We start from the raw sequence: 14,159 nt of genomic DNA on the forward strand, positions 1-14,159 counted from the left end.
TCAGCTTTCCAGGGTCCAGCCTGCCGGCCGTTTGTCGAGGAAGGAGCGCACGCCTTCGCGGCCTTCGGCGCTGGCGCGCACATCGGCGATGCGGCGCGCGGTGTCGGCACGCAGCTCGGGCGTGATCGGCGCGCCGGCCACGTCCTGCACCAGGCGCTTGCAGGCCTTCACCGCCTGCGGGCCGTTGGCGGCGATGGCCTGGGCCAGGGCCTCGATGCGGGCGTCCAGCTGCTCGGCTGCGCAGACCTCGTGCACGAAGCCGATGCGGTGCGCCTCGGCGGCGCTGAAGCGCTCGGCGGTGACGAAGTAGCGGCGTGCCGCCTGCTCGCCCATCGCGCGGACCACGTAGGGGCTGATGGTGGCCGGCAGCAGGCCCAGGCGCGCCTCGGAGAGGCAGAACTGCACCGTGTCGGCCGCCACCACCACGTCGCAGGCCGCGGCCAGGCCGACGCCGCCGGCATAGCAGTCGCCCTGGATGCGGCCGATCACCGGCACCGGGCAGCTGTAGAGGCGCCACAGCATCCCGGCCAGGCGGGCGGCGTCGTCATGGTTCTGCTGCCAGCTGTAGTCGGCCATCGAGCGCATCCAGTTCAGGTCGGCGCCGGCGCTGAAGGCCTTGCCATGCGCGCCGAGCACGATCACCCGCACGGCAGGGTCCTCGCCCAGCGACTGGAAGGCCTCGGTCAGCTCGCCGATGGTGGCGTCGTTGAATGCATTGCGCACCTCGGGGCGGTTCAGGTAGACGCGGGCCACGGGGCCTTCGCGTCGGACATCGAGCATCTGCATCGCGGACCTCACATGCGGAACACGCCGAAGCGGGTGTCGGGGATCGGGGCGTTGAGGCTGGCGCTGAGCGCGAGCGCGAGCACCTGGCGGGTGTCGGCAGGGTCGATCACGCCGTCGTCCCACAGCCGGGCCGAGGCGTAGTACGGATGGCCCTGGGCCTCGTACTGGGCGCGGATGGGGGCCTTGAAGGCCTCCTCTTCCTCGGCGCTCCACTGGCCGCCCTTGGCCTCCAGGCCATCGCGCTTGACAGTGGCCAGCACGCTGGCGGCCTGCTCGCCGCCCATCACGCTGATGCGGGCGTTGGGCCACATCCACAGCATGCGGGGGCTGTAGGCGCGGCCGCACATGCCGTAGTTGCCGGCGCCGAAGCTACCGCCGATGATCACGGTGAACTTGGGCACCTGGGCGCAGGCCACTGCGGTGACCATCTTGGCGCCGGCGCGGGCAATGCCGTCGTTCTCGTACTTGCGGCCCACCATGAAGCCGGTGATGTTCTGCAGGAACACCAGCGGCACCTTGCGCTGGCAGCACAGCTCGATGAAATGGGCCCCCTTGTTGGCGCTCTCGGCGAACAGGATGCCGTTGTTGGCGACGATGCCCACCGGCATGCCGTCGATGTGGGCGAAGCCGGTCACCAGCGTGCTGCCGTAGCGGGCCTTGAATTCATCGAACTCGCTGCCGTCGACGATGCGGGCGATGACCTCGCGCACATCGAAGGGCTTGCGGGTGTCGGTCGGGATGACGCCCTGCAGTTCCTCGGGAGCGTATTTCGGCGGTCGCGAAGCCACGGTGGCCAGCGATGCGGGCTTGCGCCAGTTCAGCCGCGCCACCGAGGCGCGAGCCAGCGCGAGCGCATGCAGGTCGTCCTGCGCCAGGTGGTCCGCCACGCCGGACAGGCGGGTATGCACATCGCCGCCGCCCAGGTCCTCGGCACTCACCACTTCGCCGGTGGCGGCCTTCACCAGCGGCGGGCCGCCCAGGAAGATGGTGCCCTGCTCCTTGACGATGATGGTCTCGTCGCTCATTGCCGGCACATAGGCGCCGCCCGCGGTGCAGGAACCCATGACCACCGCCAGCTGCGGGATGCCGTCGGCGCTCATGGTGGCCTGGTTGTAGAAGATGCGGCCGAAGTGGTCGCGGTCGGGGAAGACCTCATCCTGGTTCGGCAGGTTGGCGCCGCCGGAGTCCACCAGGTAGATGCAGGGCAGGCGGTTCTGCTGCGCGATCTCCTGCGCCCGCAGGTGCTTCTTGACCGTCATCGGGTAGTAGGTGCCGCCCTTGACGGTGGCATCGTTGCAGACGATCACGCACTCGACGCCCGACACCCGGCCGATGCCGGCAATGAGGCCGGCGCCCGGGGCGGCGTCGCGGCCGTCCTTCTCGGGATACATGCCCATCGCCGCCAGCGGCGCAATCTCGAGGAAGGGCGTGCCGGGGTCGAGCAGCATCTCGACCCGGTCGCGCGGCAGCAGCTTGCCGCGGGCCAGGTGCTTGGCGCGTGCGGCCTCGCCGCCACCCTGCGCGATCTGGGCCAGCCGGGCATGGAGGTCGGCCACCAGGGCCTGCATCGCCGCGGCATTGGCCTTGAAATCCTCGGCACGAGGATTCAGCTTGGATTCGAAAACGGGCATGGAGTCCTCGAAGTCGGCCCGGGTCCGGCTTCCCGGTCGGAAGGCGGCCCGCTTATGACGTTTACGTAAACGTCAATCTTACGCGGCTTCGAGGGTGATGAACAGGGCGGCTGCCCCGGGGAACTCAGTAGGGCCCGGCCGACAGCCAGCGCTCGATCTGGGCCTTGCGGTCGTTGCCCCAGAAGGGCTCGCCGTCGACGATGAAGAAGGGCGCGCCAAAAACGCCGGCGTCGACCGCCGCTTCGTTGGCATGCTTCAGCCGCTCCTTCCAGTGCCCGTCGTTCCAGACCGCCTCGGCTTCCTCGGACACCAGGCCGAAGTCGGCCGCCAGCGCCTTCAGCGCCTCGGGCTCGGCCAGGTTGACGCCACGGCCGAAGTAAGCGCGCAGGCCGGCACGGGCCCAGGCGACCGCCCGGGCGGGGTCGCTCTCGGACAACCACCAGAACACCCGTGCGGCGTTCTGCGTGGAGATGGGGAAGGTCTCGGGCTGCACGAAGGGCACGCCTTCGGCGCGAGCCGAGCGGGCAAAGTCGCGCAGCGTGTATTCGCGCTTGATGGGGTGGTCCATCGGCGGCCGCAGGCCGGCCGCCTGGAACGTGACGCCGAGCAGGATGGCGTGCCAGCGCACCGTGCGGCCATGGCGAGCCGCCAGCGCGTCGATCCACTCGGACGCAATGTAGGCGTAGGGCGAAGAGAAGTCGAAGTAGAAGTCGATCGGCTTGCGCATGGTCCCATCCTAGACAGCGCCGCACAGCGCGACGCTAGCGGAAAACCCGCGCCCGCCCTCAGGCCAGCGCGCGGGCGATCAGGATCTTCTGCACGTCCGATGTGCCCTCGTAGATCTGGCAGACGCGCACGTCACGGTAGATGCGCTCCACGGGGAAGTCGCTCACATAGCCGTAGCCGCCGTGCACCTGCAAGGCCTCGGAGCAGACGCGCTCGGCCATCTCGGAGGCGAACAGCTTGGCCATCGCTGCCTCCTTCAGGCAGGGCTGCCCGGCGTCGCGCAAGGCCGCGGCATGCCACACCATCTGGCGCGCGACCTCGATGCGGGTGGCCATCTCGGCCAGGCGGAACTGCAGCGCCTGGTGCTCGAACAGCGGCTTGCCGAAGCTCTCGCGCTGCTTGGAATAGTCGAGCGCGGCCTCGAAGGCCGCCCGGGCCATGCCGACGCTCTGCGCCGCGATGCCGATGCGTCCACCCTCCAGCGCGGACAGCGCGATGCGGTAGCCCTCGCCCTCCTCGCCGATGCGCTGCGAGGCCGGCACGCGGCACCGCTCGAAGAGGATCTGCGCGGTGTCGCTCGAATGCTGGCCCAGCTTGTCCTCCAGCCGCGCCACCTGGTAGCCGGGGGTGTCGGTGGGCACGATGAAGGCGCTCATGCCGCGCTTGCCGGCCGCCTTGTCGGTGACCGCGATGACGATGGCCACCTGGCCGTTCTTGCCGCTGGTGATGAACTGCTTGACGCCGTCGATGACGTAGTCGTCACCGTCGCGCCGGGCCGTGGTGCGCAGGGCCGAGGCGTCGGAGCCCACATGCGGCTCGGTCAGGCAGAAGGCGCCCAGCAGCTCGCCCTGGGCCAGCGGAGCCAGCCAGCGCTGCTTCTGCGCCTCGTCGCCATAGCGCATCAAGATGGCGCAGACGGGGCAGTTGTTGACGCTGACCGCGGTGCTGGTGCCGCCGTCGCCGGCCGCGATTTCCTCCAGCACCAGCGCCAGGCTCAGGTAGTCCAGACCCGCACCGCCGTACTCGGCCGGCACGCAGACCCCGTAGGTGCCGAGCGCCGCCAGGCCGCGGTGCACGTCCTTGGGAAAGTGGTGTTCCTTGTCCCAGCGGGCCGCATGCGGGGCGATCTGTTCCCGCACGAAGGCGCGCACCGCGTCGCGGATCAGGGTCTGGTCCTCGTTCAAGAGCATGGGTTGAGTCCGTGCAGGCGGCCGCCTCGCGTCACCAGGCGATGGGGCGGCCGTCGTGGTTGAAGAATCCGCCGTTGTCGGCCGGCTGCAGTTCGGTCAGCAGCCGGCGCAGGTCGGACACGCTGCGCTCGACGGTGAGCGCGGCGCCGGCGCCGCCCATGTCGGTCTGCACCCAGCCCGGATGCACCGCGACGCAGATGGCGCCGAGCGGGCCGAAAACCTGGGCCGTGTCGCGCAGCACCGAGTTGAGCGCCGCCTTGGATGCCCGGTACAGCCAGCCCGAGGTGCCGTTGCGCTCGGCCAGCGAGCCCATCAGGGAGGACAGCACCGCCAGCCTCGCCCCGGGGGCGAGCACCTCCTGCAGCTGGGACACGACGCGCATGGTGCCCAGCACGTTGGTGTGCATCACGCGATCGAAATCGTCCTGGCTGGGTGCCTGCAGGGCGGTGGTGCGGGGGCCGTAGACGCCGGCGTTCACCACCACCCAGTCAAAGCGCTCGCCGTCGAGCCGCCAGCCCAGGCCGGCCACGCTTGCGGTGTCGGTGACATCCAGCGCCACGGTGTCGCAACCGAGCGCCTGCAGCCGCGCCAGGCCCGCCTCGTCGCGCGCCGTGGCCACCACCCGCTCGCCGTCGGCCCGCCACTGGCGGGCGAACTCATGGCCAATGCCGCGCGAGGCGCCGAGCACCAGCGCCGTCACACCACTTCCTTGACCAGCAGCGTGCCGCGGCTTACCACGGCGACGCCGGAGCGCTGCGTGCTGGCCGCACCGTCGACCAGCACCACATAGCCGCCCAGCTTGCGGTTGAACTCCACCGACGAGACGACCCAGTGCAGGGTGATGTCCTCGTTGGCGTAGACCGGCGCCTTGTAGGCGAAGTTGAAATTCAGGCAGACCATCTGCCGCTTCACGCCATCGTCGCGGCGCGAGAAATGGCTCGCCGCCAGGCCCATCAGCATCGAGGCCGTGTGCGGGCCGCTGGCGATGACTTCGCCGAAGCGGGACTGGCCCGCCTCGGTTTCGTCGCTGTGCAGAGGGTTGCTGTCCTGACAGGCCGCCGCGAAGGTGGCGATGTCCTGCAGCGTGAAACGCACCGTTTTCCCGAAGGTCTCGCCGATGCTGACGATTTCGTTTTCCGCTACTGCACTCACAAGTTGTCCTCCAAGCTCAAAAATGGGAGCTCAGAAGAGCTCCACAGCCAAGGCAGTGGCTTCGCCACCGCCGATGCACAGGGCGGCCACCCCCTTCTTGCGGCCCTGCTTGCGCAGGGCACCAAGCAGGGTCACCACGATGCGTGCGCCGCTCGCACCGATCGGGTGCCCCAGCGCGCAGGCGCCGCCGTGCACGTTGACCTTTTCGTGCGGCAACTTGTGCTCGGCCATGGCCGCCATCGTCACCGCCGCAAAGGCCTCGTTGATCTCCCACAGGTCCACGTCCGCCGCCGTCCAGCCGGTCTGCTTCAGCACCTTGTCGATGGCACCGACCGGCGCAGTGGTGAACCACTCCGGCGCCTGGGCATGCACGGCGTGGGCCCGCACACGCGCCAGCGGCTCGACGCCCATGCGGCGGGCGGTCGATTCGCGCATCAGCACCAACGCCGCCGCCCCGTCGGAAATGCTCGACGAGGTCGCGGCGGTGATGGTGCCGTCCTTCTTGAAAGCAGGCTTCAGGCCAGGAATCTTGTCCAGCTTGGCCTTGAAGGGCTGCTCGTCCTTCGCCACCTTCACTTCGCCGCCCTTGCCGGCCAGCGTCACGGGCGCCACCTCCCAGTCGAAGCTGCCGTCCTGGTTGGCTTTCAGCGCGCGTTCAGTCGAGGCGATGGCAAAGGCATCCTGCGCCTCGCGAGTGAAGGTGTACTTCGCCACGCAATTCTCCGCGAAGACGCCCATGGCCTTGCCCCGCTCATACGCATCTTCCAGACCGTCCAGCGCCATGTGGTCGTAGAAGGTGGTGGCGCCGTACTTCTGGCCCTTGCGCACGAAGGCCAGGTGCGGCGCGTTGGTCATGCTTTCCATGCCGCCAGCCACCACCACCTCGGCGCTGCCGGCGGCCAGCATGTCGTGGCCGAACATCAGCGCTCGCATGCCCGAGCCGCACATCTTCGACAGGGTCACCGCCCCGGCGGACTGCGGCAGACCGGCCTTCAGCGCCGCCTGGCGGGCCGGCGCCTGGCCCTGCCCGGCCATCAGGCAGTTGCCCATCAGCACTTCCTGCACCGCGTCGCCCGGCACGCCGGCGCGCTCGACGGCAGCCTGGATGGCCACCGCCCCCAATTCCCAGGCCGACAGCGACGCCAGGTCGCCGAGCAGGCCGCCCATCGGCGTGCGAGCCGCCGAAACAATCACGATGGGATCCGACATGATGATCTCCTTGTCTCGATCAAATAACAGAAGAAGCGGTCGATGTGTCGGACGCCGCTGCGCCACCGTTCTGGCGGGGCTCGCTGCGTGGCCGCGCCTGGCGGGCGAAGCGCTTGTTCACATCGTAGGGGAAGACGTCGTGCACATGCCCGGCGCGGATGCGCTCCTGGTGGCCCTGCCAGAAGGCCGGGTCGAGCAGGTCGGCATGGTGGCGCTGGAACACCTCGCGCACCTGCTCGTTGCCAAGCAGGAAGGGCCGGAAGGTCTCGGGGAAGATGTCCTTCGGGCCTACCGGGTACCAGACCTCGCCGGACAGCTCGTCTTCCTCGGTGCGCGGCTCGGGCACCTTGCGGAAGTTGCAGTCGGTGAGGTATTCGATCTCGTCGTAGTCGTAGAACACGACCTTGCCGTTGCGGGTCACGCCGAAGTTCTTCCACAGCATGTCGCCGGGGAAGATGTTGGCGGCCACCAGGTCCTTGATGGCGTTGCCGTACTCGATCACGCCGTGCTCGATCTGCTCGGGCGTGCCTTCCTGCAGGTAGATGTTGAGCGGCACCATGCGCCGCTCGATGTACAGGTGCTTGATGACCAGGTCGTTCTGGTCTTCCTCGATCAGGCTGGGGCAGAAATGCTTGAGCTCGGCCACCAGCTCCTCGTCGAAGCGGCCGCGAGGGAAAGCCACGTTGGAGTATTCCAGCGTATCGGCCATGCGGCCGACACGGTCGTGGGTCTTCACCAGCAGGTACTTGCTCTTGATCAGCTCTCGGGTGGTGTCCTTCTGCGGCGGGAAGAAGTCCTTGATGACCTTGAAGACATAGGGGAAGGACGGCAGGTCGAACACCAGCATCACCATGCCCTTGATGCCGGGCGCGATGCGGAAGCGGTCGCTGGAATGGCGCAGGTGGAAGAGGAAGTCCCGGTAGAACAGGTTCTTGCCCTGCTTGTGCAGCCCCAGCGCGTTGTAGATCTCCGAGCGCGGCTTGCGCGGCATCAGCGAGCGCAGGAAGTGCACATATGCCGCCGGGATCTCCATCTCCACCATGAAGTAGGCCCGCGCAAAGCTGAACAGCATCTGCATCTCGTCCTCGCCGAACAGCGCCGCGTCGATGTAGAGCCGGCCCTTGCTGTTGTGGAGGATGGGCATGGCAAACGGCGTCTCGCGGAAGCCGTTGATGATCTTGCCGACGATGTAGGCGCCCTTGTTGCGGAAGAACAGCGAACTGAGGACCTGGATCTGGAAGTTGGTGCGCAGGCGGAAGTCACCGAACTGCTGGTTCACCGCCCGCAGCACGTTGTCGACGTCGCGGTCGAGGTCCTCGAACTCGCGCGCCAGCTGGAAATTGGTGACGATGCGGTGCAGTGCCTCCCGCATGGTCTCACGGGTGGGGTAGTAGGCGCGGTAGGTCGGCTGGGAGCCCGGCTCCTCGTTCTCGATGTACTCGGTCGAGATGGCCGGCCGCACGAAGATGAAGCTGTTGTGGAAATAGCTGCGGTGCAGGATCTTGGTCGTGACCGAGTTGAAGAAGGTCTCGGCCAGCTCGGGCCGCAGGTGGTTGGTCAGCAGCCCGATGTAGTGCAGCTTGACCTGCTGCCAGACGTTCATCGGCAGCTCGTGGGCCGAGAACTCGGACTGCAGCCGCTCCACCGCTTCGTCGACGCGCTTGTCGTAGAACTCGATGCGCTCGCGCTGGGCGCGCTGCTGGCCATGCCAGTCGGCCGCCTCGAAGCGCTGCTTGGCCGCGGCGCTGGCCTCGCGGAACAGCCGATAGTGCCGGTTGAAGCCATCCAGCAGCGCCTGTGCGATGCCGAAGGCCCGGCGGTCATCGAGCTGTTCCGGGAACATCAGCGCCCCCCGAGTTCCTGCTTGCGGTCGTAGCGGGCCTTCAGCTGGCTGACGGCTTCGGCATAGACCGGCTGCACGTCCTCGGCGTTGCGCACGGCCATCCGCAGGTCCTGCACCAGGCCGTTGTGCACGCCGTACACCCAGCCGTGCACCATCACCTCCTGCCCGCGCGACCAGGCGTCGCGCACCACCGAGGTCTGGCAGACATGCACCGCCTGCTCCAGCACGTTCAGCTCGCACAGGGCGGCATGTCGCTGGTTTTCCTCTTCCAGCGTGTCAAGCCATTCCTGGTGGCGGTTGCGCACGTCCTCGACATGACGCAGCCAGTTGTCGGCGATGCCGATGCGCACGCCGTTCATCGCGGCCTTGACGCCGCTGCAGCCGTAGTGGCCGACCACCATGATGTGCCGGACCTTCAGCAGGTCGATGGCGAATTCCATCACCGACAGGCAGTTCAGGTCGGAATGCACCACCACGTTGGCGACGTTGCGGTGCACGAACAGCTCGCCGGGCATCAGCCCGACGATCTCGTTGGCCGGCACGCGGCTGTCGGAGCAGCCGATCCAGAGGTACTCGGGGGCCTGCTGCTCCAGCAGGCGCGAGAAAAAGCCAGGTTGCCGCTGCTCCAGGCTCTGGGCCCAGGCCCGGTTACGGTCGAAGAGGTCTTGAAGTGCGTTGCTCATGGCGCTGTCCAGAAAATGCAGTGCGGAGTTTACGCACCCGCCCGAAGCCCCGGGTTTCAAGCGGGTGTCAAACTGGCCGTCCGCCGGGCCCGGGCCTGCCGGCGCCCCGGCACGGCCGGGCCTGCCGGAGCCGGCCGCGCCGCGCGTTCAGGCCGTTTCTGCGAACAGCTCGCGGCCGATCAGCATGCGGCGGATCTCGCTGGTGCCGGCACCGATCTCGTAGAGCTTGGCGTCGCGCCACAGGCGGCCGAGCGGATACTCGTTGATGTAGCCGTTGCCGCCGAAGATCTGGATGCCCTCGCCGGCCATCCAGGTGGCCTTCTCCGCGCACCACAGGATCACCGAGGCGCAGTCCTTGCGCACCTGCCGCACATGACCGGCGCCCAGGCTGTCGAGGTTCTTGCCCACGGTGTAGCAGAAGGCCCGCGCCGCCTGCAGCACGGTGTACATGTCGGCCACCTTGCCCTGCACCAGCTGGAACTCGCCGATGCTGCGGCCGAACTGCTTGCGGTCGTGGATGTAGGGCACGACGTTGTCCATCACCGCCTGCATGATGCCGATGGGGCCGGCCGCCAGCACCGCCCGCTCGTAGTCCAGGCCGCTCATCAGCACCTTGGTGCCGCCGTTGACGGCGCCCAGCACGTTCTCGGCCGGCACTTCCACATCCTGGAACACCAGCTCGCCGGTGTGCGAGCCGCGCATGCCGAGCTTGTCCAGCTTCTGCGCAATGGAGAAGCCCTTCATGCCCTTCTCGACCAGGAAGGCGGTGATGCCCTGGGCGTTCAGCTCGGGCTCGGTCTTGGCATAGACCACCAGGGTATCGGCATCGGGGCCGTTGGTGATCCACATCTTGCTGCCATTGAGCAGGTAGTAGCCGCCCTTGTCCTCGGCCCGCAGCTTCATGCTGACGACGTCGGAGCCGGCGCCCGGCTCGCTCATGGCCAGCGCGCCGACATGCTCGCCGCTGATCAGCTTCGGCAGGTACTTGCGCTTCTGCGCCTCGCTGCCGTTGCGGCGGATCTGGTTCACGCACAGGTTCGAGTGCGCGCCGTAGCTCAGGCCCACCGAGGCCGAGGCGCGGCTGATCTCCTCCATCGCCACCATGTGCGCCAGGTAGCCCATGGCGGCGCCGCCGTAGGTTTCCTCGACAGTGATGCCGAGCACGCCGACCTCGCCCATCTTGCGCCACAGGTCCATCGGGAACTGGTCGCTGCGGTCGATCTCGGCGGCGCGCGGCGCGATCTCGGCCTCCGCGAAGCTGCGCACCGCGTCGCGCAGTGCATCGACATCTTCGCCAAGCTGGAAGTTGAGTCCGGGCAGTTGCATGAGAAGAGGCCTTTCAGGAGACAGGCGGCGGCCCACGGGACGGCCGCCCACGAATTGACGTTGACGTAAACGTCAATTGTAGGCGCGGCCGCGCCGCTCACGCTTTTTTCTTCTTCTCGCTTTCCCCAAGCGCCAGCAGGCGCCGGGTTTCCTTCTCGTGGGTGCGCACTTCCTCCAGCGTGACCTGCAGGTCGGCCATCTGCTGCTCCAGCTGCTCACGGTGGGCGGCCAGCACCAGCAGGAACTTCTTCAGCTGCGGCAAGGTGTCGCGCGGGGACTCGTACATGTCCACCAGTTCCTTGATCTCGGCCAGGCTCAGCCCCAGGCGCTTGCCGCGCAGCGTGAGCTTGAGCCGCGTGCGGTCGCGCGAGGTGTAGACGCGGTTGCGGCCGCTCGGGCCGCTGCGCTCAGGGCTCAGCAGGCCGCAGTCTTCGTAGAAGCGGATCGCTCGGGTGGTGAGGTCGAACTCGCGGGCCAGGTCGCTGATCGTGTAGGTGGTGGCAGCCGGGGGCGACGCCAAGGAGACAGCGGTTGCAGCCATGAATCTCTATACTGGATTGACGTTTACGTAAAGTGTAGCGAATGAACGAACTTGAACAACGCCTGCAGTACCCGCTGGGCGAGCAACTGCCGGAGCCGGGGCACACGCTGGAAGTGGCGCCCGGCGTCCGCTGGGTGCGCATGGGCCTGCCTTTCGTACTCAACCACATCAACCTCTGGCTGCTGCGCGACGAGATCGACGGCGTGGCCGGCTGGACGGTGGTGGATTGCGGCATCACCGACGACACCACCCGGGCCACCTGGGAGCAGGTGTTCGAGCACGAGCTGCAGGGCCTGCCGGTGCTGCGGGTGGTGGTGACCCACATGCACCCCGACCACATCGGCCTGGCCCACTGGCTCACCGAGCGCTGGGGCTGCCGCCTGTGGATCAGCGCCACCGACTACAACGCCGCCCGCATCGCCAGCCAGAGCACCACCGGCTATGGCGGCGAGGCGGCCGCCCGCTTCTTCGCCAGCCACGGCCTGACCGACCCGGAGGCGGTCGCCAAGGTGCGGGCCCGCTCGAACTACTACGCCTCCATGGTGCCGCAGGTGCCGCCGCAGTACCGCCGCCTGATCGACGGGCTGGCGCTGTCCATCGGCGGCCACGGGTGGCGCTGCATCGCGGGCTACGGGCATGCGCCGGAGCACATCTCGCTGTACAGCGAGACGCTGGGCGTGATGATCTCGGGCGACATGCTGCTGCCGCGCATCTCGACCAACATCAGCGTCTTCGACGTCGAGCCCGAAGGCAATCCGCTGCCGCTCTACCTGGCCTCGCTGACCCGGCTGCGCGAGTTGATGCCGGACGACGTGCTGGTGCTGCCCGCGCACGGCCGGCCCTTCCGCGGCGTCCACGAGCGGGTGGCCCAGCTGGTGGCCCACCACCAGGACCGCCTGGACGAAGTGCGCACCGCCTGCCGCCAGGCGCCCTGCTCGGCCGCCGAGCTGCTGCCGGTGATGTTCAAGCGCCAGCTCGACCTGCACCAGACCACCTTCGCGATGGGCGAGGCCGTCGCCCACCTGCACGCCCTGTGGCTGGCCGGCGAACTGCGGCGCACCACCGGCCCCGACGGCGTGCACCGTTTCGCCGCCGGCGCCGCGGCCTGAGCCAGCCTCAGCCGCGAAGCCGCCTGCCGCCGTACATCTCGCGCGCCACTCCCACGAAGGCCTTGGCCGCGGGGGACAGCTTGGCCATGTCGCGCACCGCCAGCCCGACGCGGCGCGGCGCCCGCGGCGACAGCGGCCGGTAGACCACGCCGGGATGGTCGTCCGGCAACGCCAGCCGGGCCGCCACCGACACCGCCAGCCCGCGCTCGACGAAGCCGAGGATGGAGAGCAGCTGCGGGAAGCGGTAGAGGATGTGCGGCCGACCGCCGCCTGCCTCCACCAGGCTGCGGATGAGGTCGCCGCAGCCGGCCTCGGTCAACACGAAGGGCTGGTCGTTCAGGTCGGTCACCGCGATCGCGCGCTTGGCCGCCAGCGGGTGCGCCTCGGGCAGCAGCACGACAAACTCGTCCTCCACCAGCGCCAGCGTCTCGAAGCGCTCGTCCGGCAGCACCACGAAACCGATCTCCACCCGCCGCTCGGTCAACCAGCGCACCACGGTGTCGTCGCTGTCCTCGTCGATGTGCACCTCGATGCCGGGATGCAGCGCTCGAAAGCGGACCAGCAGGTCGGGCAGGATGCGCAGGCTGGACGTGAAGCCGAAGGAGCCGACCCGCAGCACGCCTTCATGCAGGCCACGGGCGTCCTTGGCATCCTGCACCAGCGCCTCGTGCAGCGTGCGGATCTCATGGGCACGCGCCAGCAGGCGGCTGCCGGCCGGCGTCAGTTCCGGCTGCGCACGGTCGCGCGAAAACAAGGTCACCCCGAGCTCGCGCTCGAGCGCACGCAGCGCATGGCTGACGGCCGACTGCGTGATGCCGAGCAGGGCCGCCGCCCGCGAGAAGCTGCCGGCCTGGGCCAGCGTGGCGAACACTTCCAATTGGGTGAAAGTCATGATGCAGGGCTCTTCTTGTTGATGAGCAAACGCTCATTTCACTATGAAATGGCGCAAGCATAAACTCATGCAGACCCGATACCCACCCGTTGCCGGCGCCCGCCCTTTCCCGCGGGCCCGGCCCGATTGAAGAAAGCCTGTCCATGAGCGCTGTCCTTCCCGTCACGCCGCCTGCTTCGGCGGGCCTGTGGTCTCTTTACGCCCGCCTGGTCTGCGTGCCGGCGATCTGGGGCGGCACCTTCATTGCCGGCCGGGTGGTGGCGCTGCACGTGCCGCTGGCCACCGGATCGGTGCTGCGCTACGTGGTGGCCTGCATCGCGCTGCTGCTGGCGGCCTGGTGGCTCGAAGGTGGCCTGCCACGGCTGACGCGGCGGCAGATGGCGGTGACCTTTGCCCTCGGCGCCACCGGCATCTTCGCCTACAACCTGTTCTTCCTCGGCGCCTTGTCGCACCTGCCGGCCAGCCGCACGTCCCTGATCATCGCGCTCAACCCGGCCGTCACCATCGCGCTGGCCTCGGTGCTGCTGCATGAGCGGCTGAATGCGCGCCGCTGGGCGGGGGTGGTGCTGGCGCTGGCGGGCGTGTGGATCGTGATCTCGCGCGGCGAGGTCACCGCGGCGCTGGGCCAGGCGGTGGGCATCGGTGAAGCCTTGATGTTCGGCGGCGTCTGCAGCTGGGCGGCCTACACGCTGATCGGCCGCGTCGCACTCAAGGGGCTGACGCCACTGGCCGCCACCACCTATGCCTCGCTGTGGGGCTGCCTGCTGCTGGCCGGCGTGGCGGCCTTCGAGCTGCCGAGCCTGCAGCTCTCGATGTTCACCGCCGACGTGGGCCTGGCGGCGCTGTACCTGGGCGTGTGCGGCACGGCGCTCGGCTTCGTCTGGTACTCGCAGGGCGTGCAACGCATCGGCGCGGCTCGCACGGTGGTGTTCAACAACCTGGTGCCGGTGTTCGGCGCTGCGTTCGGCTTCGCCTTGCTGGGCGAGCCGCTGCTGCCCAGCATGCTGGTCGGCGGGGCGGTGGCGGTGACCGGGGTCATGCTGGCCTCACGCCCCTGAGGCGGGCGGCCCG

General features: G+C 68.5%; 14 protein-coding genes. 2 read left to right on the top strand and 12 right to left on the bottom strand.

All coding sequences use genetic code 11. The features are described 5' to 3' along the window. The 11 genes from N7L95_RS10795 to N7L95_RS10845 form a co-directional block, all read right to left on the bottom strand. On the bottom strand, positions 1 to 786 hold the full coding sequence (locus tag N7L95_RS10795) for an enoyl-CoA hydratase/isomerase family protein (RefSeq protein ID WP_301259826.1): 786 nt from the start codon (positions 784 to 786) through the stop codon (positions 1 to 3). An 8-nt stretch (positions 787 to 794) separates the two neighbouring features. Beyond that, positions 795 to 2,417, bottom strand: coding sequence for a carboxyl transferase domain-containing protein (locus tag N7L95_RS10800; RefSeq protein ID WP_301259827.1), 1,623 nt, complete (start codon positions 2,415 to 2,417; stop codon positions 795 to 797). Between the two features lie 124 nt (positions 2,418 to 2,541). After that, positions 2,542 to 3,144 (bottom strand): 2-hydroxychromene-2-carboxylate isomerase, encoded by a 603-nt coding sequence (locus tag N7L95_RS10805; protein WP_301259828.1) that lies wholly within the window; start codon positions 3,142 to 3,144, stop codon positions 2,542 to 2,544. Between the two features lie 58 nt (positions 3,145 to 3,202). Continuing rightward, the gene (locus N7L95_RS10810; RefSeq protein WP_301259829.1) at positions 3,203 to 4,333 is read right to left on the bottom strand and encodes an acyl-CoA dehydrogenase family protein; all 1,131 of its coding nucleotides are present in this window, start codon (positions 4,331 to 4,333) and stop codon (positions 3,203 to 3,205) included. A 31-nt stretch (positions 4,334 to 4,364) separates the two neighbouring features. After that, entirely contained in the window at positions 4,365 to 5,033 is a 669-nt protein-coding gene (locus N7L95_RS10815; RefSeq protein ID WP_301259830.1) for an SDR family oxidoreductase, read from the bottom strand. Next, positions 5,030 to 5,485 (bottom strand): MaoC family dehydratase, encoded by a 456-nt coding sequence (locus N7L95_RS10820; RefSeq protein WP_301259831.1) that lies wholly within the window; start codon positions 5,483 to 5,485, stop codon positions 5,030 to 5,032. The genes N7L95_RS10815 and N7L95_RS10820 overlap by 4 nt, the downstream gene beginning before the upstream one ends. A 30-nt stretch (positions 5,486 to 5,515) precedes the next feature. Then, complete coding sequence (locus N7L95_RS10825) at positions 5,516 to 6,694, bottom strand: acetyl-CoA C-acyltransferase (RefSeq protein WP_301259832.1); 1,179 nt, start codon at positions 6,692 to 6,694, stop codon at positions 5,516 to 5,518. A gap of 19 nt (positions 6,695 to 6,713) precedes the next feature. Then, the gene (gene aceK, locus N7L95_RS10830) at positions 6,714 to 8,537 is read right to left on the bottom strand and encodes a bifunctional isocitrate dehydrogenase kinase/phosphatase (RefSeq protein ID WP_301259833.1); all 1,824 of its coding nucleotides are present in this window, start codon (positions 8,535 to 8,537) and stop codon (positions 6,714 to 6,716) included. Next, a complete protein-coding gene (gene can / locus N7L95_RS10835; protein ID WP_301259834.1) occupies positions 8,537 to 9,220 on the bottom strand; it encodes a carbonate dehydratase in 684 nt (227 codons plus the stop codon). Before can ends, aceK begins: the two co-directional genes overlap by 1 nt. Before the next feature lie 147 nt (positions 9,221 to 9,367). After that, positions 9,368 to 10,546 carry an isovaleryl-CoA dehydrogenase gene (locus tag N7L95_RS10840; RefSeq protein ID WP_301259835.1) on the bottom strand — a complete coding sequence of 393 codons (1,179 nt, stop codon included), beginning with the start codon at positions 10,544 to 10,546 and terminating at the stop codon, positions 9,368 to 9,370. A gap of 97 nt (positions 10,547 to 10,643) precedes the next feature. Beyond that, positions 10,644 to 11,087, bottom strand: coding sequence for a MerR family transcriptional regulator (locus N7L95_RS10845; protein WP_301259836.1), 444 nt, complete (start codon positions 11,085 to 11,087; stop codon positions 10,644 to 10,646). A gap of 41 nt (positions 11,088 to 11,128) precedes the next feature. Here N7L95_RS10845 and N7L95_RS10850 point away from each other — a divergent pair, with 41 nt between their 5' ends. Then, positions 11,129 to 12,196 (top strand): MBL fold metallo-hydrolase, encoded by a 1,068-nt coding sequence (locus N7L95_RS10850; RefSeq protein ID WP_301259837.1) that lies wholly within the window; start codon positions 11,129 to 11,131, stop codon positions 12,194 to 12,196. Between the two features lie 7 nt (positions 12,197 to 12,203). Here the strand turns inward: N7L95_RS10850 and N7L95_RS10855 are convergent, their stop codons facing one another. Beyond that, complete coding sequence (locus N7L95_RS10855) at positions 12,204 to 13,088, bottom strand: LysR family transcriptional regulator (protein ID WP_301259838.1); 885 nt, start codon at positions 13,086 to 13,088, stop codon at positions 12,204 to 12,206. A 143-nt stretch (positions 13,089 to 13,231) separates the two neighbouring features. On the opposite strand from N7L95_RS10855, the gene N7L95_RS10860 reads away from it, so the two are divergent. Next, positions 13,232 to 14,146, top strand: a complete 915-nt coding sequence (locus N7L95_RS10860; RefSeq protein ID WP_301259839.1) for a DMT family transporter — start codon at positions 13,232 to 13,234, stop codon at positions 14,144 to 14,146. Positions 14,147 to 14,159: the final 13 nt, after the last annotated feature.

Source organism: Eleftheria terrae, from assembly GCF_030419005.1.
GTDB lineage: Bacteria > Pseudomonadota > Gammaproteobacteria > Burkholderiales > Burkholderiaceae_C > Caldimonas > Caldimonas terrae.

Coding starts and splice junctions, on each gene's coding strand:
- N7L95_RS10850 (WP_301259837.1), top strand. CDS start 11,129: ATGAACGAACTTGAACAACGCCTGCAGTACCCGCTGGGCGAGCAACTG.
- can (WP_301259834.1), bottom strand. CDS start 9,220: ATGAGCAACGCACTTCAAGACCTCTTCGACCGTAACCGGGCCTGGGCC.
- N7L95_RS10810 (WP_301259829.1), bottom strand. CDS start 4,333: ATGCTCTTGAACGAGGACCAGACCCTGATCCGCGACGCGGTGCGCGCC.
- N7L95_RS10840 (WP_301259835.1), bottom strand. CDS start 10,546: ATGCAACTGCCCGGACTCAACTTCCAGCTTGGCGAAGATGTCGATGCA.
- N7L95_RS10805 (WP_301259828.1), bottom strand. CDS start 3,144: ATGCGCAAGCCGATCGACTTCTACTTCGACTTCTCTTCGCCCTACGCC.
- aceK (WP_301259833.1), bottom strand. CDS start 8,537: ATGTTCCCGGAACAGCTCGATGACCGCCGGGCCTTCGGCATCGCACAG.
- N7L95_RS10845 (WP_301259836.1), bottom strand. CDS start 11,087: ATGGCTGCAACCGCTGTCTCCTTGGCGTCGCCCCCGGCTGCCACCACC.
- N7L95_RS10800 (WP_301259827.1), bottom strand. CDS start 2,417: ATGCCCGTTTTCGAATCCAAGCTGAATCCTCGTGCCGAGGATTTCAAG.
- N7L95_RS10855 (WP_301259838.1), bottom strand. CDS start 13,088: ATGACTTTCACCCAATTGGAAGTGTTCGCCACGCTGGCCCAGGCCGGC.
- N7L95_RS10825 (WP_301259832.1), bottom strand. CDS start 6,694: ATGTCGGATCCCATCGTGATTGTTTCGGCGGCTCGCACGCCGATGGGC.
- N7L95_RS10795 (WP_301259826.1), bottom strand. CDS start 786: ATGCAGATGCTCGATGTCCGACGCGAAGGCCCCGTGGCCCGCGTCTAC.
- N7L95_RS10860 (WP_301259839.1), top strand. CDS start 13,232: ATGAGCGCTGTCCTTCCCGTCACGCCGCCTGCTTCGGCGGGCCTGTGG.